Source organism: Streptomyces spongiae (genome assembly GCF_009377185.1).
Taxonomy (GTDB): domain Bacteria; phylum Actinomycetota; class Actinomycetes; order Streptomycetales; family Streptomycetaceae; genus Streptomyces; species Streptomyces spongiae.
This window is the reverse complement of record NZ_VJZC01000102.1, coordinates 1-23618: the sequence shown is the minus strand read 5'-3', so window position 1 is coordinate 23618 and position 23618 is coordinate 1. Positions and strand designations below refer to the sequence as shown.

Below are 23618 nucleotides of genomic sequence, written 5' to 3'. Positions count from 1 at the left end.
GGCGTCGGCGGGGGAGCGGCGGCCTCCTGCTCGGAACCGTCCGGGGCGCTTGCCGGTGCGCGGGCCGGGTCGGGACCGGAGGGCGACTCGGACGAGGACGACTCGGATGAGGACGGCTCGGACGAGGACGGCTCGGCGGAGGGCGACTCGGACGACGACGGCTCGGACGACGAGGTCGAGGACACGGGGCTCATCGTCAGCAGGAGCGTGGAGGGGATCCAGACCGTACCGGTGACCCCGCCACCCGGTGTGCGGCTCAGGGCCACCCGCACGCCCCAGCGCCGGGCGAGGGCTCCGACCACGAAGAGGCCGAGCACCTTCGTCGGCACCAGGTCGAGGCGTTCCCGGCGGACCAGCCGGGCGTTCTCCTCGGTGAGGCGTTCCGCGCTCATGCCCAGGCCGTGGTCGATGACCTCGATCAGTGCCCCACCGTCCGCGGTGATGTCGGTGCCGGGCCGGACGGTCACCTCCACCGGCGTGTCGGACGGGGAGAACGCGACCGCGTTCTCGAGCAGTTCGGCGAGCATCAACGTCAGGTCGTCGTGGATGTCGGGCGCGACGGTGACCTCCGACTCCGCCCGCAGCGACACCCGTTGGTACCCCTCGATCTGGCCGAGCGAGGCCCGGATGACGTTGGCGAGGGTGGTGGGACGGGCCTTGACGGCGGTCTCCCGGATACCGGCCAGCAGCATCAGGCTGTCCGCGTTGCGCTGCAGTCGTACGGCGATGTGGTCGATGCGGTAGAGCTGCTCCAGGAGGTTCGGATCGGTCTCCCCGTGTTCGACGGCATCGATCAGCAGGAGCTGACGCGAGGTCAGGTTGCTGACCCGGCGCCCGACGTTGCCGAACATCTCGGCGACGTTGTGGCGGCTCTGCACCTGTCGCTCCAGCAGTTGGGCCGCTGTGACCTGCACCTGGTTGAACGCCTCGGCCAGCTCGCCGATCTCGTCGCGGACCGGGACCGGGATGGGACGCGTCCGCAGCGGAGTGCCGTCGGCGGCATCGTCGTCCGCGACCCGTGCGAGTTCCTCGCCCGCGACGTCGACGACCTGCTGGGCCGCGTCGGTCACGGCCCTCACCGGGCGCAGGACCGAGCGCCGGACCAGTACGGAGAAGGCCAGCCAGGTGGCGAAGCCCAGCACGGCCAGACCGATCATGAGCAGTGCGTTGCGCAGGGCGCTCGCGGACGCGGCGTCGGCCCGGGCGGCGATCTGCTCGATCAGCGACCCGGTGATCTCCAGGCGGGTCTCGGCCTGCTTGGTCGCGGTGGTGATCCCCTCGCGCAGCTCCGCCGGAGTCCGGCCCTGCAGCGACGCCGGATCGATCTGGAGCTCCGCGAACTGCGACTCGATGCCGTTCTGCTCGGCGGCGCGTTCGATGCCGCCGAGGAGCATGACCTGCTGCGGTGTGGCGATCCGCTCGAAGTGGGCCGCGTAACGCTCGTAGAGCTCGTGGGCGCCGACCGCGCGGGAGTACTCGGTGAGCGCGTTGGCGTCACGGCTCTGCGCGGAGAAGACGGCACTCTCGAAGGCCGCGTGCGCGGCGTCGGCGCGCAGGACCGTGTCGAGCAGGGTGATGACCGAGGAGGACGAGCTGCCGGAGAAGCTGTCGAGTCCGATCCCGTCGATCAGGTAGTCGACCGCCGCGGCGTAGGCAGGGTCGATATCGGCTGCGGGAACGTATCCCCGTTCCAGCTTGTCGCGCAGAACGGCCAGGTCCCGGAGGTAGTCCAGGGCCCGCGCCTCCTTCTTCGGCAGGCTCGACGCGAACGCGGAGCGCACGGCGGCGATCTGCGCGTCGGTGTCCCGCTGCGCGTCGCGGTACTCGGTGGCCGACGGCCGGGCGGCCCCCGGGCGGTCCGAGTCGTACCGTACGGACAGCACGAGCGCCAGCCGGTGCTCGGCCTGCACCTCGTTGACCAGTCGCGTGATCTGCTCGCTGTCGCGCACCAACGCCGCGATCCGGTCGGCCTCCCGGGCCTGCTCCACCTCGCCGCTGACGCCGGCCCCGAGCAGCACGCCGACGACCACGACCGGCGCGATCACCAGGATGTTGAGCTTGCGCCGGAACGGCCATCGGTCGAGGAGGGTCGCGGCCTGCCGCCGCAACCGCGGTGAGACGCCCGCAGGTTCGGGCGGGGCAAGTGCGAGCGATGGGTCCACGGTGTTCGCGGGCACCCGGCCTCCTTCGACGGCTCCTGAGCGGTGACCGGGTGCCGTTGCTTCCGGACCGCGCCAACTCCGGAGCGCGGACGTGGCACCGGCGAGGTTGCCCCCGCACGCCGACGAGGTTCGCCCCTCACACCTACGAGGTTCGCCCCGCACAACGACGAGGTTCGGCCCGCAAAGGAGCAGAGGGTTTCGGCCACTTGTCCGGAACTGGCCGTGTGAGACTACCGTCTGCGCGCGCGTTGACAAGGGGCATTTCGGCAACGGTTGACGACAAATCCCGTCTTTCATCCGTCGCCGCGCGTAGATATCTCGTTCACCGTCGGTTGCCGACAGGCTCCGTCGGCGCCTGCTACATTCCCACCCCAGCACGCCCGGGTGCCGAACACGGTCGCCCTGACGTCAGGCCGTGCGCCGGGACCGTCGCCACCCGAGACCGTCCCTCTCCTCACCCCCCATGCAAGCCCCGTATCTCTCGCGCCCTGTGAGGAGACCTCGTGCACCACACCCGCAAGGCGGCCGTGACGGCCGCCGCGCTTCTGGCGGTGGCCGCCACCGTGACGGCCGGCTGCGAGCGCGGTTCGAGCAGCACCGCGTCCGACGCCGGCTCCCCCGAGTCCGCGGAGCCCGGCTGCCCCACCGTCCTCGCCGACGCCAAGCGGGTCGTCAAGAAGGCCGAGGACGTCAACGCCCCCTGGGAGGGCCCCACTACAGGCCCCGCGGCCGTTCCCGACAAGACCATCGTCTACATCGCCCAGACCCTGACCAACCCCGGTGTCGCCGGCGTCGCTCAGGGTGTCCAGGAAGCCGCCGAAGTCATCGGCTGGGACGTCCGCACCATCAACGGACAGGGCACGCCCGCCGGTATCCGGGACGCCTTCGACGAGGCACTCGCGCTCAAGCCCTCCGGAATCGTCATCGGAGGCTTCGACCCGAAGTCCACCGCCCGGCAGGTGGAGCAGGCCAAGGCCGCCGGCATCCCACTGATCGGCTGGCACGCCGTCGCCGCTCCGGGGCCCAGCAAGAACCCCGAGCTCTTCAGCAACATCACCACCAGCGTCCAGGACGTCGCGAAGATCAGCGCGGACTGGATCATCGCCAGGTCGCAGGGCCGTGCGGGCGTCGTGCTGTTCACCGACGCGTCCATACCCTTCGCCAAGCGCAAGTCCGACCTGATCAAGAAGGAACTCGCCACCTGCTCCGACGTCAGACTGCTGAGTTACGAGGACATCCCCATCCCTCAGGCCAACAGCCGCACCATCAAGGTGGTCTCCTCCCTTCTGACCCGCTTCGGCAGTAAGTGGACCCACTCCGCCGCCATCAACGACCTGTACTTCGACCACGCCGCCGCGGCCCTGCGTGCCGACGGCAGGGACGGGGCCGGCGCCCCCTACAACATCGGTGCCGGCGACGGCGATCCGTCGGCCTTCGAGCGCATCAACGGCAGGCAGTTCCAGGCCGCCACCGTGCCCGAGCCCCTGTCCGAGCAGGGGTGGCAGATCATCGACGAGTTCAACCGGGCCTTCGCCGGAAAACCGGCCAGCGGATACGTCGCGCCTGTCCACATCAGCACCGCCGCCAACAGTGGTGGCGCACTGTCGTGGGACGCCGAGGGCTACCGCCAGGCCTACCGCGGGATCTGGAACAAGTAACGGCACTGAGGTGCTCTGCCTTCGCAAAACAGGTCTATGTCCATAATTTAGTGATCATCTCATGAAATGTCATGTGACCCCTGCCACTCTCTGGAGTCGATGGTCTCAGTCGAACGTGAGGTGACGAGTTGGGCGTTGACATTCCGCCACTGGACGGTGTGCACCGGTTGACGGGCGCACTGGATGCGCTGGCATCCACCCCGGTGGTCAGGCGGAAGCTGCCGGTGGTCGTGTTCGAGGACGACTCCGGGCTGGGAACGAGGTATGTCACCGCGTACCGCGATCGGCTCAGGAGCCAGGACGGAAACGGGATCGTCCCCCACGCGATGGTGGACCGGAGGATCCTCGACCAGGCGGGCGAAGGCCCTGATCCCGAGCCCGATGTCGTGCTGATGGACAGGATCGCGGCGCAATTCGACGGCACGATGCCTGCGCTCACCCGGGGTGACGCAGGGCTGCCCCTGCCCACCTACAGGGTCTGCCGCAGGATCCTGAACACCGATGTCGGTGTGGGGCTGCCCGATGACCAGCGCAGGGCGCTGGTCAAGTCGCTGTACGCGGAGTGGCAGGAACGCACTCCGGGGTTGCCGCAGTTACGCGACCTCGTGAACGCGGACGGGGTGATGCAGAAGGTGGGGATCTCCTTCATTCTCGTCGTTGCCCTGCCGATGTACCTGTTCTACGGCTTGTGGCTGAACCGGACGAAGCGGCTTCGGTGGTTCGCCCAGCAGGTCGGCCGCGCCAACGTCCCCGCCCTGGGATTCCTCGACGCGGCCGTGCACCTGGGAGTTCAGGGGGACCTGCGGCACAACGCGGCGCTACGGCAGAGCCTGCTGCTCGAAGCCCTCGCCATGGATCTGACCCGGGCTACCAAGCGCGGGCTGTTCAACCCGCGCCGACGTCGCCGGGTCTGGCCCTTCACGGTGCTGCTGCCGCACGTCGACGGTACCGACGCGGCGCCGGCTCAGCGTCTGCTCGACGCCTTCCTCGCCCTGCGGATGCGGGAACGTGACACCTGGCCGCGGCGTCTGCGCCGCCGCGCCCTGCCGATGCTGTTCATCGCCGCACGTCCGGTACCGGCAACGGACAACGCCGATGGTCCCGCCGAGGGAACCGCCCGGTCGGCCCAGCAGGGCGCCAACGCGCTGCAGGAGCTGCTGGCGGGCAGGGCTCTGCCGCCCGGATCAGAGCGTCAAGGGCAGCTGGCGGTGGCCCTGGGGGGAACGGCGAGGACGGCCGACCGTGACTGGCTGGAAGGCCACACCGCCGTGACGGTTCGCCGGGTGAACCGGTGGTCCGCCTACGTGGGCTGGCTGACGACCATCGCGCTGCTGGGCGCCATGACTCCGCCAGTAGTCCTCGTGCTGAAAGACATGGGGGACAAGCCGTGCCCGGACTCCTGGACAGCGGGCGGTGCGCGCGTCGGAGTCGACACCGCGAAGTCGGGCGCACAGGACACCTGCTACTTCACGCGCGGGGCCGACCAGACGCTTCTGCGTGATCTCCAGGACCGCGTCCGGCGTCAGAACGCCGTCGTGGAAGACCAGGGCAGTCCATTTTCCACCGTGGTCTTCCTCGCTCCGCTGACCGCCGACCCGAAGGGAGGGAGCGGCCAGCTCACCCCTCCGGGAGTGCTGCAACTGCGCGGTGCTGTGGAAGCCCTGGAACGCCACAACGAACAGGCACTCCAGTTCGGCTCGACCAAGCCCGGCCTGCGGATGCTGGTCGCCAACGTGGGATACGCGTACGGTCAGGCCACCTCCGTCGTGAAGCGCGTGAACGAGCTCGCGGCCGCTGATCCGACCATCACCGCGGTGATCGGCATCGCGCAGAGCCGGGACGAGTCCGTCAAGGCGATCAACCAGCTGCCGCCTGACCTCCCCGTCATCGGGGCCTCGGTCACCGGCGACTTCATGACCCTTGACGCCCCGAACTACTTCCAGACGCAGCCGACCAGCCACCACATGGCGCGGGCCCTGGCGCGGCGCGTCGTCGAACTGCGGCGGGACAAGGCCCTCGTCATCTACGACGACCGCGACCGCTACAGCACCAACCTCAAGGAGGACCTGGACGAGGAGTTGCGCACCAGGGACGTCGCCCTCCAGCCGCCCGCGATCATCCGCGACTCGCCCCGGGAACAGTTCGGCGTTCAGGGGCGGCTGAACGAACTCGCCGCCAGGATCTGCGAGCTGGGCAGGACCGACGGGATCACGCTGTACGCGGCCCGCGGCAACGCGCTGCCCCGGGTCCTGAACGAGGTACAGGGCCGATGCGGTGCCGGCAAGGCGCGGGCCTTCCCCGTCCTCACCGCCGACGCCAACGTCCTGATCGAGTACCCGGAGCTGCACAAGTCCGCCAGGCTGGAGACGTTCACGGCCGTCGACCTGACGTATGTGGCGTTCTCCACCAACCGCCACAGCGACAGGGACACGGGACGGGACGCCTTCCGTGCGGCCGCGGCCGCGATCGGCCGGGTCTGGAATCCGGAGAACCCGCCTCGCGCCTCCAACGTCCTGCAGCAGCTCTTCTCCGGCATCGAGGTCCAGGACAACATCGACAACAGCCGCCCCTTCACCATCCCGCCCGGCACCCGGATCCCGGTCGGCCGCCCGCTCTACCTCTGCGCCGCGCCTCATTCCGTCAAATCCGCCCCTTCGTGCCGGAAGGCGGACGGAGAGCCGTAGACACATCCGTCGGGTGCCTCGCCCTACCCCGAGCAGTCGAGCCGGGCGTCGGCCCAGTCCGCGTGGTCGTGGGCGTTGCCGTCGCCGCTGTTCGAGACCACGAGGCGCAGCTCCTGGGCACCGGTCACGTCGAGGTCCAGGGGCAGGGGCTGTGAGGTGCCGGTGAGGACGGGGGTCGTCGTCAGGGTCCGGCCGTCCGCGGTCACGGAGAACGTGACCGAGCCGTACGGGGCGACCTCGTCGTCGATGCCGACGGTGGCGGTGAACCGGCTGCAGTTGCCGCCGAGGAAGAACGCCACCTCACTGTCGGCGTGGGTGCCGAGACCCTTGTCGTGGACGGTGCCGCGGATCGTGATCGGCTGTCCGTCGTCGGCCGCCTGCTCGCCGTTGGAGGTGTCCCGCTGCACCGGCCCCCAGCCGTTGCCACTGGAGACGAACGACAGATCGCTCAGGTAGGGGCTCCCGGTGGGTGGCGGGATCGGCACCTCCGTCTTCGCCGTGCCGTACGTCCAGTGCCGCACGCCGCCGCGGGCATAGGTGCCGAGCGGTGAGAACGTGACGGACACGGGGGTGTCGGAGGCCGTGGGGGCGGTGACGGTCCAGCTCGCCGTGACCGAGTGGCCCGGTGCGACCTTCGAGAAGCGGGTCGGTGTGGTGGCGGTGGCCGTCCAGCCGGACGGGGCGCCGGGGCGCAGGGTCACGTCGGTGGCCGCGTCGTCCGACGCCGGGACGGTGAAGGTGGCCTTCAGGGTCCCCGACTCGCCGCGGTGGATCGTCGAGGGCAGGTCCGCGGTGAGTGTGGCCGGGGGTTCGGCCGGATGCCGTACGGGAGTGATGGTGAGGTTGTCGAACTGGTCGGTCTGATAGCCGACCACGCCGATGCCGACCTGCCCGGAGTCGTACGCGGAGTCGTCCACCGCGCCGACCCGCTTGCCGTCGACGCTCGCGGTGATCGTGGTGCCGTTGAAGCTCAGGCCGAGCCTGTGCCAGCGGTGGGTGCCGAGGGCCCGGGTGGTGCCGTCGGCGAGTGTGGTCAGCCGGCCGCTGGTGTCGCTCTTGACCACCGACCAGGTGCCGGTGTCGCCGACCCGCAGGAAGTAGCCGGCCTGGTGGGACTGCGGCCGCTGCTGTTCGCCCGCCCGGCCGATGAGTTCGACGGTGCCGGGCTGCTCCAGGTAGACGTCCGAACTGACCGTGTAGTTCTTCCAGTCGGTGTCGCCGAGGAGGGCGAACGCGTCGCTGTCGTCCTGCCACCGTATGGGCTCCTGCGCGGCCATCTGCCGGACGCACCGGCCCGGGCGCCCGCCTTCGCACCGCGCGATCTCGAAGGAACCCTGCATGTCGGAGAGGTACTTCGCCTCGCGTCCCGGCGTTTTCTGCTCGAAGGAGTCCTTGTAGGGGAGCGCGAGGTGGCCCTGTGGTGGGCTGACGGCTCTGCCCTTGCTCTGGCCGGTGGTGGTGGTCAGGGAGTAGACGTGACCGGGCTTGAGGGTGACGGAGAAGTGCCCGTCCTTGGGGGTCACGTCATCGCTGTGTACGAAACCGCCGGAGGCGTCGGCGGACTTGAGGTCGGTGGCCCAGATGTGCACCGTGCCGGTGGGCAGTCCGCCGGTGACGGTGAAGTCGGCGGTCTGGGCGCTGCTCGCGGTGGAGGTCTCCAGGATGGTGCTGTACGCCGAGTCGTCCGGCGACTTCAGCGTGACGTAGCTGCCGCCCGTACGGTCCCCGCCGAGGTAGCCGCTCGCCTTGTCGACGAACGTCCATCCCGGCCGCGTGACCTGGGTGACCTGGGCCGTCGTCCAGAGGCTGGTGCCGATGTCGTACGCACCGGACCACGGCTGGTTCGCCACCGCGAGGCCGACCGTGTCGTAGGGCAGATTGGGGTAGAGCGCCGCCAGCAGCGGCCAGTTGAGGTAGGCGGTGTACTTGCCGTCGAGGTAGCCGCGGGTGATGGACCGGATCAGGGCGCCGGCGCCGGTGTTGAAGTCCAGGGAACCGTTCTCGCTGGCCCACAGGGGCTTGCCGGTGTTCTGGGCGTTGTCCGAGCTGGGGCAGCTGTTCGCGGTGCCGCCGTCGCCGCCCTCACACGGGTAGTGGACGCCGACCACGTCCACGGACTTGGCGAAGTCCGGGTCGGAGACGATGTCGTCCGCGACGTCCAGGCCCGAGTCGGCCGCGACGATCTTCACCGGGAGGCGCCGGGCGGCGAGCGTCGCGTGCAGCTTCTCGTACCAGGCGATGTCGTAGCCGCGCTCGTTCCAGCCGCCCAGGTAGTCGATGCCCAGGCCGTGCTGCCGGGCGCAGCCCAGCCAGGCGGTCAGGTAGTCGATCATGTCCTGGGACCAGAAGTTGCCGCCGCCGGGGGAGCTGTCCGTGTTGCCGATCCAGCCGGGGGCGCCCCAGGCGAGGCCGTACAGCTTGATGTGCGGGTTGCGCTTCTTGGCCTGCTCCATGAGCCACCACTCGTAGCCGCTGTCGCAGTGCACCGTTCCTCTGGTGTGCTCGATGCTGGGCTCGGAGCCGTCGGTGGAGTTGGTGTCGCCGCCGATCTCCACCTTGAGCAGTTGCAGGGCGGCGCCGTAGCCCGGCTTGAAGAGGTAGTCCAGGATCTGACTGCGCTGCGGCTCGGGATAGTTGATGAGCAGCCGTGAGTTGCCTCCGCCGCCGCTGATGGCGCCGATGCCGTCGAAGGCGCGCCCGGTGCCGGAGCCGTCCACCGTGATGGCGGTGTCGTCCGGTACGGGTGCCTCGCCGACGAAGTCGATCCGGTCGACGGTCACCGCGGTGCCGCTGGAGGCGGCGTTCTTCCGGCCGGTCGACGTGAGCGTGAAGGTGTGCGGGCCGTCGGCCAGTGTGGGGCTGGTCCACACGGCGGCGTCGCCGGTACGGGTGGCGCTGTAGAGGTCGACGTCGACGGGGGTGCCGCCGTCGACGGAGACGGCGGCGATGCCGTGGCCGGGGTCGGTGAGCGCGTGGAACGTGAGCCGGGTGCCGGTGAAGGCGAAGTCGACCGAGTCGCCGGTGTGGTCGGTCCAGCTGTTGGTGCCGTCGTAGGGATGGGCGGGCGCGCCTTCGCCGCTCGCGTGGCCCCAGCCGGAGCCGTGGTAGTCGAACTGGTCCCGGCCGCTTCCCTGGACGGAGTCGTCCACAGTGATGGTGGTGGCGGTGTCGGCGGCGCGGAGCGCGTCGGCCTCGGCGTTCGCCGTGGCGGGCGACAGCAGTGCGGACGACAGCAGTATGAGTGCGGTGAGGGCCGCCGCGCACAGTCTGGGGGCACGGCTGCGTCGGGATGGGGACATGCGCTCTCCCGGTGTGATCGGACGATGTCCGGATAAAATTCAGCAGAAGGGTGCGGCCAGGTGGTCAGCCGCGGCCCGCGAGGGCGCGGTGCCCCGGTCCCGCCCTCACGTCGAGGCGCGGGCCACGAGTTCCGGCACCACCCACGTGCCTTCCCCCACGGCGGGTTCCTTGCCCGCCAGCATCTGGGCGACCTGCTCGACCGCCAGACGGCCCACCTGTCGCTTGTCGATGCACAGGGTGGTCAGCGCCGGCTCGACCAGTTCGCCCAGGGACAGACCGTCGAAGCCCACGACGGCGACGTCGTGCGGTACCCGTCGGCCGCCGCGGCGGGCGGCCCGCATGCCGCCGATGGCGATGAGATCGTTGAAGCCGACAACGGCGGTCACCTCAGGATGCCGCTCCAGAAGCCGGTCGACGGCTCGCTCGCCCGCCGCCACATTGTGGTCGTCGCAGCGGGCCACCCAGTCCGGGCCCACCGCCAGACCTTGCGCGCGCGCCTCGGCCAGGAAGTACTCCCCGCGCAGGCTGCGCGTTCCGGGCATCGCGCAGTCCAGCATGCCGATCCGGCGGTGCCCCCGCTCCACCAGGTGCGCCATGGCCACCCGCATGCCGGTCGCGAAGTCGATGCCCACGGAACCGAAGCGGGTCTGGTCCGGGGCGCGTTCCAGGAGCACGATCGGCAGCCCGGCGGCGTGCCGGGCGAGCACGTCGTCGGTGCTGTCGAAGTAGCCGACGATGGCGTCGGCCTGCCCGGACAGCAGGTCGAGCGCCTCGCTCTCCTCCTCGGGGTCGTGACGGGACTCGTACACGGTCACGTTCCAGCCCTGCGGCTTGGCGACCTCCAGCACCCCGGCGGCGACCTCGGGGAAGTACGGGTTGGCGAGGTCGGAGACGACCAGTCCGATGGTCACCGAGCCCGCCCGGCGCAGGCCCCGGGCGTGCCGGCTGGGCCGGTAGTCGAGGGTCCGGACCGCCGCCATCACGCGTTCCTTGGTCGCGGGGTCGATCTCTTCCTTGTCGTTGATGGCGCGCGAGACGGTCTGCCGGGAGACCCCGGCCAGTCTGGCGACATCCACGATCGTGGCCCGGCCGGGCCGAATGAGCGCGTCACGAGCGGGTCGCTGCTGTTTGCCCGGCACCACGTCAACCGCCCTCACAGGTGTCATCTGCCTGGTCCGAAACTCTAACGGGCGTCAGCCGAGGCTGACGGCGAAGATGTGCACCCCTGGTTCCGCAGGACTCGTCCCCTCGCCGTAGCGGGGGAGAGTGACCGACTCCAGGGTCTTCGCCGGGTCGAGCGGCGCCGCGCACCAGCCGACGCGGGCGGGCCTGTCGACCCGGCCGTCCGGTCGGTTGTGGTACGGCATCGAGACGACCGTTCGCGCACCGGCCGGGTAGTCGCCCTCGCCGAGCGTGTCCAGGGCCAGCAGCGGGATCTCCTGCCCGCTGCCGTCGGTGTAGGTGGCGAGGCCCGGCCCGAAGCTGCGGTCGGCGGTGCCCAGGAGCAGGAAGCCGATCCGGGAGCCCGAGCCGCCCATCATGATGGTCTGCCCGTCGGCCCGTACGGTGTCGGGCTCCCCGGGGGCGGTGTCGGGCCACCGGAACTCCAGGCCCCCGTGCGCGACCCGGCCACCGGGGACGATCCCGGCCGCGGCCAGGGCCTGCGCGGACAGGCTCATGCCGGTGCCGTCGAGGTCGGCGAGGCCGGGGGCGTCGTCGCTGCTGATCCCCCTGGTGTCGCGGGCCGCGGCGAAGGAACCGTGGACGACGGGCGCGGGCACCGTCGGATCGAGGAAGAGGAAGACGGCGGGTCGTACGGCGGCCCGCGCGGCGAGGACACGCACCCGCAGACGGTGGGAGGTGACGGGGTGCGGCAGGGACACCAGGCGCTTGTGCCCCACGGTCGTGCCGGTCGCCACCCGCTCCCACGCGCCCGACAGCCACGCGTCGACGGCGAAGGACTCGACGAGCTGCCCGTCCCGGATGTCCTCACTCAGCCCTACGACGTTGAAGGTGCGCGGCTCGGGCAGCTCGACCAGGACGCTGCCCGGAGTGTCCTCGCCGGTGCGCGCGCCGGCGGCGAAATCGTCGCCGTACACCTCGCGCAGGACACGGCCGAACTCGGTGAGCCGTTCCACGTCCGGGTCGGCGAACAGGCCGCGCCGGTCGGGCGGCACGTTGAGCAGCAGGACGGCGTTGCGGCCCACCGAGTGCCGGTACAGGTCCATCAGCCGGGGCAGCGACTTGACGGCGGCGTCCTGGGAGGCGTGATGGAACCAGCCCGGCCGGATGGAGACGTCGACCTCGGCGGGATACCAGGCGAAGTGGCCTGCCCGGCGCATGGCTTCGGGGCCCGCGAGGTCGTGATCCTCCTCCGCGACGGCGGTGGTGTGCCCGAACTCGGACGGCTCGCCGTGCATCGGGACGACGCTCCACTCGCTGTGGCGGGCGTAGCCGCTCTCGTTGCCCACCCAGCGGACGTCGGGGCCGCCGACCGCGCAGGTGGCCTCGGGCTCCAGCGCGCGCACCATGCCGAACCACGCGTCGTGGTCGTAGTGCTGCTTGGTGGCGGTCGGGTCGGCGCCGTCCAGCCACACCTCGTTGATGGGCCCGTACTCGGTGATCAGTTCGTAGAGCTGGTTCAGGTAGTAGCGGTTGTAGTCGTCGACCACGTAGGTGAACGACGGGAGTTCGCCGGAGGCGACGCGCTCGGCGCGGTCGTCGCCGGGCAGCAGGGTGGGGATGACGGACGGGACGGCGGGGCTGCCGTTGCCGTAGATGCCGCCGGGGGCGTTGCTCTGGTGGAGGTCCGCCGGGGACAGGTAGACCCCGAGGCCCAGTCCCTGCTCGCGGACGGCCTCGGCGAGGTCGCGTACGATGTCGCCCCGCCCGCCGCGCCAGGGTGTGGCCGCCACCGAGTGGCCGGTGTAGCGGCTGGGCCACAGGACGAATCCGTCGTGGTGCTTGGCGGTGAGGATCACGGATCGGAACCCGGCGTCCGCGAGGCTGCGCGCCCACTGCCGGCAGTCGAGTTCCGTCGGGTCGAAGAGGGACAGGTCGTCCGTGCCGGTGCCGCACTCCAGGCCGGTGAAGGTGTTGATGCCGAAGTGGACGAATGCCACGAGCTCCTGCCGCTGCCAGGCGACCTGGCGGGGCGCGGGCCGGACCAGGGCCCCCTTGCGGCGCAGCTCGTCGTCGCTGTCACCGGGGCCGACGGCGACCCGGAGGGAGGGTTCGGAGGTCATGTGCTTCCCTGATTCCCTTGGGTGTGCTCAGTGGACGTGGTTGTCGTTGATCAGACGGACGAAGGTGCGCGGTGTGACGACCTCGGCCTGGGGTCCCAGTCCGTTCACCACGGTCTGCACGTCGGTCAGGGTCTTGGTCCAGCAGTGCACCAGGACGAGCGTGTAGCCGTCGGCGGAGGTGGGATCGGCGGGCCGGCGGTTGATGTTCCGGATGAGGTCGGGCTCGTCGGTCTGACCCGCCCACAGGACGTCCCGCTGAGCGATCACCGGCTTGCCGTTCACCCACCTGATCCCGCCCTTCGCGCCGGGGCCGAAGTAGAACAGGGCGTCGATGTTCGGCTGCCGGAGGTAGGGCGCCCACAGGTCGGAGCGCTTGAAGACCGGCTGGCAGTCGAGGATCTCGCAGATCCGCAGGTCCGCCTTGCCCATGTACTCGTTCAGGGCGACGGTGTGGGCGTCGAGCGCGTCGGCGGGCATGCGGCTCGGGTAGGTGTATCCCCGGCCGCTGGGACCGGCGATGAAGTTGTCCCAGGCCGGTCCGGCGGAGGCGTTCTCGTAGTACCAGCGCAGGGGGCCGGGGGCCAGGTCGACCAGGGAGGGGCTGATGCCGTAGCCCACGTCGAAGCTGCCGCGCACCGGGTTGGCGAAGTACTCGTGCAGTCCCCACAGGTTCCAGGCCACGTTGTCGCCGTCGCTGATGACGAAGGTGACGTAGTGCTTGTTGGCGGTCGCCGGTGCGGGTTCCGGCTTCTGGGACAGGCCGTCGGTGCTGTGGATGCCGCTCAGTACGGAGAGGTTGGGGGCCAGATCGGACGGGATGGACGCGACGCCTTCCTCGGAGGCCTGCTGGATCATCGCGGTCTCGTCGTTGCCGTATCCCAAGAGGGTGGCGGACGGCTGCAGACCGCCCAGCACGCCGGCGCGCCACTTGGTCACCCCGTCGTAGAAGGTGAACGAGTCGGTGAGGGTGATGTAGTCGCGCAGGTGGTAGTAGACGGTGGAGTTCAGTTCCGCCGCGATGTGGTCGGCGAAGAGGGTCTGGTAGGTGCTGTACGCCCAGTGCTCGTCCTTGTCCGAGACGTCGAGCAGCATGCGGGTGACGCCGAGGGCCTGGACGGCGCTCTCCTGCGTCGCGTCGACGATGAGGGCGTTCAGCGGTCCGCCCAGCGACGACGCCACGTTGACCGACGCCGGGTTGGCCGTCATGTCGTAGCGGATGTAGCCGCTCACCTTGGAGCGGAAGCGGGTCAGCAGCTGCTGCCAGGTGGGGTAGGCGTCGCTCAGGGCGATGCCGTAGGTGGTGTGGAGGAAGTCCTTCCAGAGCGCGCCCGGTCCGCCCTCGTCGATGAAGATGCCTTCGGAGGAGGTCTTGGCGACCAGGCCCTGGAGCGAGGCCACCAGCACCCGGTCCGGGTTGGAGGTGAGGTTGGCGGACGGGATCACGTCCAGCGACTGAAGGGCGGTGCCCTTGGGCAGGGCGATTCCGGCCGAGCCGGTCGAGCCTGCCGAGCCGGCGGAGGTGGCCGAGGCGCCTTGCGCCGCCGTGGCGCCGGCGATGGTGGGCACCGCGGCCAGGGCGGAGGCAGCGAGGGCCGACTTGCCGAGGGTTCTACGGCTGATGTGCCTACGGCTGATGTTCATGGTCATGTGGAAGCTCCGGAGGGGTAGAGCCAGCAGTGCACCCACTGGCCGGTGGGAAGTTCGGTTCGGGCGGGGAAGGCCCGGCGGCAGCTGTCGGTGGCGAAGGGGCAGCGGGGGTGGAAGCGGCAGCCCGGCGGAGGGTCGGTGAGGTTCGGGGGCTCGCCGCTGTCCTCGACGTCGGCGAAGACGGAGCTCCCGCCGGGCGTGAGGGTCCGCGCCGGGTCGGGCGAGGCGCCGAGCAGCAGCCGGGTGTACGGGTGCTGGGGGTTCTGGATGATCTCTTCGGTCGGTCCGCCCTCGACCATCTGGCCCGCGTACATGACGTGGATCTCCTCCGCCAGGTACCGGGCGCCGGCGATGTCGTGGGTGATGTAGAGCAGGGCCAGGTCCTCCTCGTCCCGCAGCCTGGCCAGCAGGTTGAGGATGTCCAGCCGCATCGACACGTCGAGCATCGAGATCGGTTCGTCCCCGAGGACGACCTTGGGGCCGACCGCGAGGGCGCGGGCGATGGCCACCCGCTGCCGTTGGCCGCCGGACAGCTCGTGCGGCAGCTTGCCGATGAAGTCCCGGGTGGGCGTCAGGCTGACGCGCTCCAGCAGGGCGTGCATCCGTTCCTCGATGTCGTCCCGGCCCGCCCGGCCGTGGATGCGCAGGGCGCGTGCGAGGTTGTGACGGACGGTGTGCATGGAGTTCAGGGAGGCGAACGGGTCCTGGAACACCATCTGGACCTCGGAGTAGTACTCCCGGGCCGCCCGGCCGCGACGCGGCCCGACCGGCTCGCCGCGCAGGCGGATCTCGCCCGAGGTCGGGGTGTACATCAGGGCGAACAGCCGCGCCAGGGTCGTCTTTCCGCTGCCGCTCTCGCCGACGAGGGCGACGATCCTCCCGCGCCGAAGCCGCAGGGAGGCGTGCTCCAGCGCCTTGACGGTCGAGGTGCGTCCGAGTCCGCCGCGCACCGTGAAGTGCATGGTCACGTCGGCCGCCTCCAGGACGGGCGGTTCCGGAACGGCGTCGGGCTCTTCGGGGTGCCGAGGCGGTTCCGGAACCGCGTCGGGCTCTTCGGGGTGCCGTCGTGCGTCCACGCCGCCGTCAGTGTCCGAGAGCATCGTCGGTCCGCTCCTTTCGCGCGTGCCCCAGGGTGGGCCCACCGGTGTGCAGCAGACAGGCGACCTGCTGGTCGCCGACCGGGCCCAGCACGGGCAGGACGCTGTCGCACGGCGCGAACCGCTGGGGACAGCGCGGGTGGAAGGCACAGCCCGGCGGCGGGTCGCGCAGATCCGGTGGCGAGCCCGGGATGCCGCTGAGCCGCCGGACCGGTTCCCGCAGGGGCGGGAAGGAGGCGCGCAGGCCCTCGGTGTAGGGGTGCCTGGGGTGGTGGTAGAGGTCGGCGGCGGTGCCGATCTCGACGATCCGGCCCGCGTACATGATGGCGATCCGGTCGGCGAGCTCGACCAGCAGCGAGAGGTCGTGGGTCACGAACACCACGGCGAAAGCGAGCCGTTCGCGCAGGCGCAGAAGGTTCGCCAGTATCTGACGTTGCATCACCACGTCGACGGCGGTGGTGGGTTCGTCCATGACGACGAGATCGGGACCGCAGGCGAGAGCGAGCGCGATGGTGGCGCGCTGCCGGGTGCCGCCGGACAGTTCGTGCGGGTAGCGGTTCGCCTGGCCGGCGGTGAGACCTACGAGGGTGAGGAGTTCCGCGGTGCGTTCGCGCGCCGTCCGCCGGCTGAGCGTACAGTCGTGTTCGCGCAGTACGTCGGTGAACTGGGCTTCGAGCCGCATGACGGGGTTGAGGGCGTTCATGGCGCTCTGCAGGACGATGGCCATGTCCCGCCAGCGCAGCTTCCTGAGGTCCCGCTCCAGCAGGCCGACCAGGTCGACGGGCTTGGCCGCGCCCCGGGGGCGGAAGAGGATCTCGCCCGCCGTGGTCACCGCGGGCGGTCGTTCCAGCCGGGTGAGCGCGGTGATCAGGGTGGACTTGCCCGAGCCGGACTCGCCCGCGACGCCGAGGATCTCGCCGCGCCGGACGGTGAAGGACACGTCGTCGCAGGCGCGTACGGACCCCTGCTCGGAGACGTACTCGACGGTGAGGCCGCGGACGTCCAGCAGGGTCTCTCCGGTGATCCCGCGGGCGGTCGGCGGGGTCTCTCCGGTGATCCCATGGGCGGTCGGCGGGGTTTCGCCGGTGTTCCCGCGGGCGGTCGGCGGGGTTTCGCCGTGGTCACCGGGCATGCGACACCTCCTTGGCTCGGCTCGCTTCCTGTGCGCGCTTGACCAGGGCCCGGTTGGCGCCGCGCAGACGGGGGTTGGAGATCTCGTCGACACCGAAGTTGATCAGGGCGACGGAGGCACCGAGCAGCGCGATGCACAGGCCCGGCGGGGCGAACCACCACCACATGCCGCTGATGAGGGCGTTGCCCTGCTGAGCGTCGCTGATCATGATTCCCCAGCTGACGGTGCTGGGGTCGGAGACCCCGAGGAACGCCAGACCGGACTCGGCGAGCACACCGCCGACGAAGCCGCCCAGGAACATGGCGGAGATCCAGCCGATCAGGTGTGGCAGGACCTCGGACATCGCGAGCCGCCACCGGCTCTCCCCGAGCATCCGCATGGCGAGGACGAACTCCCGGTTGCGCAGGCTCATGGCCTGGGCCCGCAGCGCCCGGGTGCCGCCCGCCCAGCCGAAGAGGCCGATGATGATGCCGATGACCACCGGTCCGCCGCCCCGCGTGTAGCCGCTGATGACGAAGATCAGCGCGAAGCCGGGCATGGTGAGGAAGACGTTGGTCAGGCCGGTGAGGGCGGAGTCCACGATCCCGCCGGCCAGCCCGGCCGTCACCCCGACGACGACGGCGATGAAGGTGCCGAGGACGGACGCGACCAGGCCGGCGAGCATCGACTCACGGGTGCCGGTGACCAGTTGGGCCAGGACGTCCTGACCACTCGCGGTCGTGCCCAGCAGGTGCTTCGAACTCGGCGGGGAGCTCACGGCGTTGAGGTCGAGCCTGGTGGGGCTCTGGTGGAGCAGCGCACTTGTCAGCCACGGCCCGAGCAGTGCGAGCAGGCAGAAGGCGGCGAACACCGCCACACCGAGGCGTACTTTCCAGTCCTTCAGCAGTCTCCTGACCATGAGTCACCTCGATTCCCTGGTCCGGGGGTCCAGCAGGACGTACACCGAGTCCGCCACGAAGTTGGCGAGCAGCACGGTGAGGGTGATCAGCAGGAACACGGCCTGCATGGTCGGGTAGTCGCGTTTGGAGACCGCGTCGAACAGCAGGAACCCCATGCCCGGGTACGAGAACACGATCTCGGTGAGCAGGGCGCCGCCGACCAGCCCGCCGATGGCGAGGGCGAAGTTGGTGATGCTGGGGAGCATCGCGTTGCGCGCGGCGTAGACCAGCATGACCTTCCAGCCGGGCAGGCCCTTGGCCCGGGCGAGCAGGACGTAGTCCTCGCTGAGCGTGGTGACCATCATGTTGCGCTGGCCGAAGACCCAGCCGCCGAAGGAGGAGAAGACGATGGTGGCGACGGGAAGCAGGCCGTAGCGCAGGGCGCCGGCCAGGAACGGCACGTTGAGGCCGGGCACGGTGTCCACCGAGTAGCCGCCGGACACCGGAGCCCAGCCGAGCTTCACGGCGAAGACCCACACCGCGAGCAGCGCGACCCAGAAGTACGGGACGACACCGATCACGGTCGACAGCGGGGTGACCACCGTGTCGAACCGGCGGCCGGGCCGCCAGCCGACGACGATGCCGAGACCGACACCGATGACGAAGGCGATCACCGTCGAGGCGCCCACCAGCAGGAGCGTCCACGGCAGCGCGGCCCTCACCAGGTCGATCACCGGCACCGGGTACTGGCTGATGGACAGCCCGAGATCGCCGTGGACGAGCTGCCCGAGGTAGCCGACGTACTGCGAGAACAGGGGCTTGTCCGGGTTCCCGAAGAGCAGCTGGATCGAGTGGACGGTCTCGGGCGGCGGCATCTGCCCGTTGCGCTGGGTCATCGCCTGGATGACCGCCTGCGCCGGGTCCCCGGGCATGAGCCGGGGAATGAAGAAGTTCAGTGTGATGGCGACCCAGGTGACGAAGAGGTAGAAGCCGAGCCGGCTGCCGAGCCAGGTCAGTCTGGTGCGGCGGCGGGCCGGACGCCGGGCGGCCTCCCCGGCCCCGCCCTGCTGGGCGAGGCCGGTCTCGGAGGCGATCAGGGGGGCGGTCATGGGACTCTCCCCTCAGCCCTTGGCGGGCCGGAGGTGCAGGAGCGTGGTGATGAACTCGGTGCCCGAGCCCGTGTTGGCGAGATAGTCGGGGTTCGCGGCTTCCGGCCATCCGGTCCAGCGCATCGTGTTGGCCACGCCCGCGGCGCCGGAGGAGAAGAGCGGGATGGTCGGGACCTGGTCCACGATGATCGCCTGGGCCCGCATGCCGAGTTCCTTCAGCCGGGTCTGGTCCTTCGTTCCGGCCATCTTGGCCAGGATCTTGTCGTAGGCCGCGTCGCGGAACCGGATGGTGTTGTTGTTCGACATCGTGCCGATGGGGGAGGCCAGGCTGCCGTTCATCTGGTTCAGCGCGGTGTAGATGCCCTCACCGCTGGACATCCAGGTCGCCGCGAGATCGAAGTGGCCCTTGGAGATCTCGTCCCCGGTGTTCGAGCCGCCGCTGAGCCTGACGTCGATGCCCAGCGTCTGCTTGATCTGCTGGACGACGAGCTGGGCGATGGTCTTGATGAAGGGCGTGTCGGTGGGCGCCACGAAGGTGACCGGCAGCTGCTTGCCGTCCTTCACGAGCCGGCCGCCGTCGACGCTGTAGCCCCCGGCTTTCAGTGACGCCTTGGCAGCGGCCACGTCCTGCTTGCGCGGCGCCAGGTGCTGGGGGTCGATCCAGTCCTTGTACGTCTTGGTCGACAGGCCCGTGGGACTGGCGGGCGGCTGTTGCAGCGGCAGTTTGCTGGACGAGAGCTTCGCGATCGCCTCGCTGTCGACGGCCTGGGCGAAGGCGCGGCGGACATGGACGTCGTTGAAGGGCGCCTTGGCGTTGTTGAGCATCACGGACACCACCGAGCCGTCCCACGCCATGATGAAGCGGTGGTCCTTGGGATCGGAGGCGACGTAGCTCTTCGCGTCGATGTCGCAGGTGCAGAAGTCGATGCTGTTGTTCTGCAGCTGCGTCTGGATGTTGGCGCTGGTGGCGGCCGTGTACTTCAGGAAGCTCATCGTCGGCTTGCCGCCCCAGTAGTCGGCGCGCGAGGCCATCGTCACGGCCTGCGGTGAGAAGGTCTTCACGGAGAAGGGGCCGGTGCCGACGGGGCTCTTGTCCACGTAGGTGAGCGGATTACGGCCCGTCCACAGCTTCCGCTCGATGATGTTGACGGTCTTCAGGTCGCTGAGCTGCTGGTACGCCGCTGACTTCCAGGTGACGGCGACCGCGTCCGAGCCCACCGCCTTCACGGCCGAGTACGAGGCGCCGCCCAGCTTGGCGTTCTTCAGCCGCAGGTCGAGGCTGTACACCACGTCGGCCGGCGTGAGCGGAGCGCCGTCGGAGAACTTCACGCCGGGCCGCAGGGTGAGGGTCGCGGTGCGGCCGTCTTCCGACCAGGCCCATGACTTCGCGAGCCACGGGATGAGCACGCCACCCTTGGCGCGGTTCGAGGCGACGAGCGGCTCGTAGATGATGTTCAGCCCGGGACCCGTGTCCGACTGGCTGAACGGGTTGAAGTTGTTGGTGAACGTCGGGGCGCTGTTGGGCGCCTCGACCGTGATCGTGCCCGCGTTCGCCGAGGCATGCTTCGCGGTGCCTCCTGAGCAGGCGCCGAGCGACAGGGCCAGCCCGAGCGCGACGGCACAGGACGCGCCCGGCCGCAGCCGCTTTCTCATGGTGTGGGTTCCTTCCCGAGGTGCTTGGTTCTCGGCGCGCTCGTCGAGTCGCGGATGTGGCCTCTGTACCAAGGGGCCGACCAAAGCAGAAACATCGGAGCTCTTGAGGGCGCGGCACTCGGTGGGGGCTGCGCGCCGATAACGATCCCGGGATCGTTCACGGGCTCTGTTGCGAACCGACTATGAGCGCGCACCGGCGGGTTGTCAACACCTCTGTCAATCTGTTTCCAAGCTGCTGGTACAAGGCAAGGGAAAGCGTGGAGCGGGGCTGTCCGGGCTGTCTGTGTCGACGGTTGCCGAGGGTTGTCGGGGGTTGCCGGGGGGTGGGTCCGCCGAAGGGCATTGACACCCCACGACTCGTACTGCAAGCCTCGAAAGGTCCGATGAGTTGGCGATGCCGAGAGCCGGCGATGCCGACGCCGTGCACAGGGAGCATCAGTCATGCATGACGACAGAACCATGATCGAGACGAGGCTCGCGAAGGCACTGGCGGAACGGATCAGCCCGGGGATCCACCGGCTGTCGGTGCCCCTGGAGGTTCAGGCCTGGAGCGCTCCCGGCGAACCGGTCCCGGTGGCGGAGGGGTTGAAGGCGCCGTACGAGCCGGTCGAGGCCGGCCAGGCGTGGGGCCGTCCGTGGGGGACCGTCTGGTTCCGTATCCGGGGCACCGTGCCCGAGGAGTGGGCCGGGCGTGCGGTCGAGGCCGTCATGGACCTCGGCTTCACCGGCGCCGGCCCCGGCTTCCAGGCGGAGGCGCTGGTCTACCGCCCGGACGCCACGGCCATCAAGTCCCTCAACCCCCGCACCACCTGGGTGCGCGTCGCCGACAAGGCCGAGGGCGGTGAGGAGGTCCTGCTGCACTTGGAGGCCTCCTCCAACCCGGAGATCGACGGCCCGGTGACCCCGATGGGCGACTGGGACACCTCCGGCGACGAGCCGATCTACCGGCTGCGCCGCATGGACCTGGCGGTGTTCGACACCGAGGTGTGGGAACTGGCCCAGGACTTCGAGGTGCTGCAGCAGCTGATGCTGCAGCTGTCCACCGACGACCCGCGCCGCTGGGAGATCCTGCGCACCCTGGAACGCGCCGTGGACGTACTCGACTTCCGCGGCGACGTGGGCCGGGCCGCCCCCGAAGCGCGCGCCGTGCTCGCCGGGGCGCTGGCCAGAGGGGCGCACGCCTCGGCGCACCGGATCAGCGCGGTCGGACACGCCCACATCGACTCGGCGTGGCTGTGGCCGTTGCGCGAGACGGTCCGCAAGGTCGCCCGGACGACGTCCAACGTCACCGACCTCATGGACCGGGACCCCGGGTTCGTCTTCGCGATGTCCCAGGCCCAGCAGCTCGCGTGGATCAAGGAGCACCGGCCCGAGGTGTACGCGCGGGTGAAGGAGAAGGTGGCGACCGGGCAGTTCGTGCCGGTCGGGGGCATGTGGGTGGAGGCCGACACCAACATGCCGGGCTCGGAGGCGATGGCCCGCCAGTTCACCCACGGCAAGCGGTTCTTCCTGGAGGAGTTCGGCATCGAGACCGACGAGGTCTGGCTGCCCGACTCCTTCGGCTACTCGGCGGCCCTGCCGCAGCTGGTGCGCCTGTCGCGCTCCACGTACTTCCTGACCCAGAAGATCTCCTGGAGCCAGTTCAACAAGTTCCCGCACCACACGTTCTGGTGGGAGGGCATCGACGGCACCCGGGTCTTCACCCACTTCCCGCCGGTCGACACGTACAACGCGTCGTTCACCGGCGAGGAGATGGCGCACACGGTCCGCAACTTCCAGGAGAAGGGCTCCGCCACCCGTTCCCTCGTGCCCTTCGGCTGGGGCGACGGCGGCGGAGGCCCCACCCGCGAGATGCTCGCCCGCGCCCGCCGCCTCGCCGACCTGGAGGGTGCGCCCCGCGTCGAGATCGAACCGCCGTCGGCGTTCTTCGCCAAGGCCCTGGCCGACTATCCGAACGCCCCCGTGTGGCTCGGGGAGCTGTACCTGGAGCTGCACCGGGGTACGTACACGTCCGTCGCGACGACCAAGCGGGGCAACCGGCGCAGCGAGCACCTGCTCCGCGAGGCCGAGCTGTGGTCGGCCACGGCGGCCGTCAGGACCGGGTTCGCCTACCCCTACGAGCGGCTGGACCGGCTGTGGAAGACGGTGCTGCTGCACCAGTTCCACGACATCCTGCCGGGGTCGTCGATCGCCTGGGTCAACCGGGAGGCGCGTACCACCTACGAGGACGTCATGTCCGAGCTGGAGGACGTCATCGGCGAGGCGCTGCGGGCGCTGGCCGGGGACGGCTCGGGCGCCTCCGCGGGCGGGACTGTCGTCTTCAACGCGGCGCCGCACGGACGGGGCGGCGTGCCCGCGCTCGGCGGTGTGCCCGCTTCCGCCCGCTCGGCCGCACCGCAGCCCGCCACCCTCACGTCCCGCGACGGCGGCCATGTGCTCGACAACGGTCTGGTGCGCGTCGTCGTCGACGCCCGGGGCCTCGTGGTGTCCGCGCGGGACAGCGTCACGGGCCGGGAGGCGATCGCGCCCGGCGGCTGCGGCAACCTGCTGCAGCTCCACCCCGACCTGCCGAACAACGGGGACGCCTGGGACGTCGACCACTACTACCGGCACACCGTCACCGACCTCACGGACGCGGACGAGGTGACACCGGTGGAGGACGGACCGACCGAGGACGGACCGGCCGCCGTGGGTGTCAGGGTCGTCCGCCGCTTCCGTGACTCGCGCGTCGAGCAGACCCTGCGGCTCGCGGCCGGCGCTCCGCGCCTCGACATCGACACCACCGTCGACTGGCGTGAGTCGCGGACCATCCTCAAGGCCGCCTTCGCGCTCGACGTCCACACCGACCGGTCGGCCTCCGAAACGCAGTTCGGGCACGTCCACCGCCCCGCGCACACCAACACCTCATGGGACGCGGCCAAGTTCGAGATCTGCGCCCACCGGTGGATCCACGTCGGTGAACCCGGCTACGGGGTCGCCGTCGTCAACGACTCGACGTACGGGCACGACGTCACCCGGTCGTGCCGCGACGAGGCCGACGGCGCGGGCGGCGG

At 70.2% G+C, this 23618-nt stretch carries 13 protein-coding genes; 3 read left to right on the top strand and 10 right to left on the bottom strand.

Going from position 1 to position 23618, the window contains the following annotated elements:
- A partial coding sequence (locus tag FNH08_RS16940; protein WP_407704389.1) for an ATP-binding protein occupies window positions 1-2177 on the bottom strand: 2177 nt, incomplete at its 3' end.
- 488 nt (window positions 2178-2665) lie between these two features.
- Between FNH08_RS16940 and FNH08_RS16935 the strand changes: the two genes are divergently transcribed.
- Both FNH08_RS16935 and FNH08_RS16930 read left to right on the top strand, forming a co-directional pair.
- Window positions 2666-3820, top strand: coding sequence for a substrate-binding domain-containing protein (locus FNH08_RS16935; protein WP_322724667.1), 1155 nt, complete (start codon window positions 2666-2668; stop codon window positions 3818-3820).
- A 128-nt stretch (window positions 3821-3948) separates the two neighbouring features.
- Window positions 3949-6504 carry an ABC transporter substrate-binding protein gene (locus tag FNH08_RS16930; RefSeq protein ID WP_152772319.1) on the top strand — a complete coding sequence of 852 codons (2556 nt, stop codon included), beginning with the start codon at window positions 3949-3951 and terminating at the stop codon, window positions 6502-6504.
- 23 nt (window positions 6505-6527) lie between these two features.
- On the opposite strand, the gene FNH08_RS16925 is transcribed toward FNH08_RS16930, so the two are convergent.
- The 9 genes from FNH08_RS16925 to FNH08_RS16885 all read right to left on the bottom strand — a co-directional run bounded on the left by FNH08_RS16925 (window position 6528) and on the right by FNH08_RS16885 (window position 20565).
- On the bottom strand, window positions 6528-9803 hold the full coding sequence (locus tag FNH08_RS16925) for an NPCBM/NEW2 domain-containing protein (protein ID WP_152772318.1): 3276 nt from the start codon (window positions 9801-9803) through the stop codon (window positions 6528-6530).
- 105 nt (window positions 9804-9908) lie between these two features.
- Window positions 9909-10970, bottom strand: coding sequence for a LacI family DNA-binding transcriptional regulator (locus FNH08_RS16920; RefSeq protein ID WP_152772317.1), 1062 nt, complete (start codon window positions 10968-10970; stop codon window positions 9909-9911).
- A 27-nt stretch (window positions 10971-10997) separates the two neighbouring features.
- Window positions 10998-13049, bottom strand: coding sequence for an alpha-L-fucosidase (locus FNH08_RS16915; protein WP_152772316.1), 2052 nt, complete (start codon window positions 13047-13049; stop codon window positions 10998-11000).
- 27 nt (window positions 13050-13076) lie between these two features.
- Window positions 13077-14696 (bottom strand): GxGYxYP domain-containing protein, encoded by a 1620-nt coding sequence (locus FNH08_RS16910; protein WP_152772315.1) that lies wholly within the window; start codon window positions 14694-14696, stop codon window positions 13077-13079.
- Window positions 14693-15658, bottom strand: a complete 966-nt coding sequence (locus FNH08_RS16905; RefSeq protein ID WP_152772321.1) for an ABC transporter ATP-binding protein — start codon at window positions 15656-15658, stop codon at window positions 14693-14695. Before FNH08_RS16905 ends, FNH08_RS16910 begins: the two co-directional genes overlap by 4 nt.
- Before the next feature lie 121 nt (window positions 15659-15779).
- On the bottom strand, window positions 15780-16817 hold the full coding sequence (locus tag FNH08_RS16900; RefSeq protein ID WP_407704390.1) for an ABC transporter ATP-binding protein: 1038 nt from the start codon (window positions 16815-16817) through the stop codon (window positions 15780-15782).
- A gap of 97 nt (window positions 16818-16914) precedes the next feature.
- On the bottom strand, window positions 16915-17823 hold the full coding sequence (locus FNH08_RS16895) for an ABC transporter permease (RefSeq protein WP_152772313.1): 909 nt from the start codon (window positions 17821-17823) through the stop codon (window positions 16915-16917).
- A gap of 3 nt (window positions 17824-17826) precedes the next feature.
- The gene (locus tag FNH08_RS16890; RefSeq protein WP_152772312.1) at window positions 17827-18912 is read right to left on the bottom strand and encodes an ABC transporter permease; all 1086 of its coding nucleotides are present in this window, start codon (window positions 18910-18912) and stop codon (window positions 17827-17829) included.
- A gap of 12 nt (window positions 18913-18924) precedes the next feature.
- A complete protein-coding gene (locus tag FNH08_RS16885; protein WP_152772311.1) occupies window positions 18925-20565 on the bottom strand; it encodes an ABC transporter substrate-binding protein in 1641 nt (546 codons plus the stop codon).
- Window positions 20566-21006: 441 nt separating this feature from the next.
- Between FNH08_RS16885 and FNH08_RS16880 the strand changes: the two genes are divergently transcribed.
- Window positions 21007-23618 (top strand): alpha-mannosidase (locus FNH08_RS16880; protein ID WP_152772310.1); only part of this gene is annotated, 2612 nt, incomplete at its 3' end.

Bases quoted from the DNA above. Each gene is read 5' to 3' on its own strand.
- FNH08_RS16910 (WP_152772315.1), bottom strand. From the start codon at position 14,696: ATGACCATGAACATCAGCCGTAGGCACATCAGCCGTAGAACCCTCGGC.
- FNH08_RS16905 (WP_152772321.1), bottom strand. From the start codon at position 15,658: ATGCACTTCACGGTGCGCGGCGGACTCGGACGCACCTCGACCGTCAAG.
- FNH08_RS16890 (WP_152772312.1), bottom strand. From the start codon at position 18,912: ATGACCGCCCCCCTGATCGCCTCCGAGACCGGCCTCGCCCAGCAGGGC.
- FNH08_RS16895 (WP_152772313.1), bottom strand. From the start codon at position 17,823: ATGGTCAGGAGACTGCTGAAGGACTGGAAAGTACGCCTCGGTGTGGCG.
- FNH08_RS16920 (WP_152772317.1), bottom strand. From the start codon at position 10,970: ATGACACCTGTGAGGGCGGTTGACGTGGTGCCGGGCAAACAGCAGCGA.
- FNH08_RS16925 (WP_152772318.1), bottom strand. From the start codon at position 9,803: ATGTCCCCATCCCGACGCAGCCGTGCCCCCAGACTGTGCGCGGCGGCC.
- FNH08_RS16885 (WP_152772311.1), bottom strand. From the start codon at position 20,565: ATGAGAAAGCGGCTGCGGCCGGGCGCGTCCTGTGCCGTCGCGCTCGGG.
- FNH08_RS16915 (WP_152772316.1), bottom strand. From the start codon at position 13,049: ATGACCTCCGAACCCTCCCTCCGGGTCGCCGTCGGCCCCGGTGACAGC.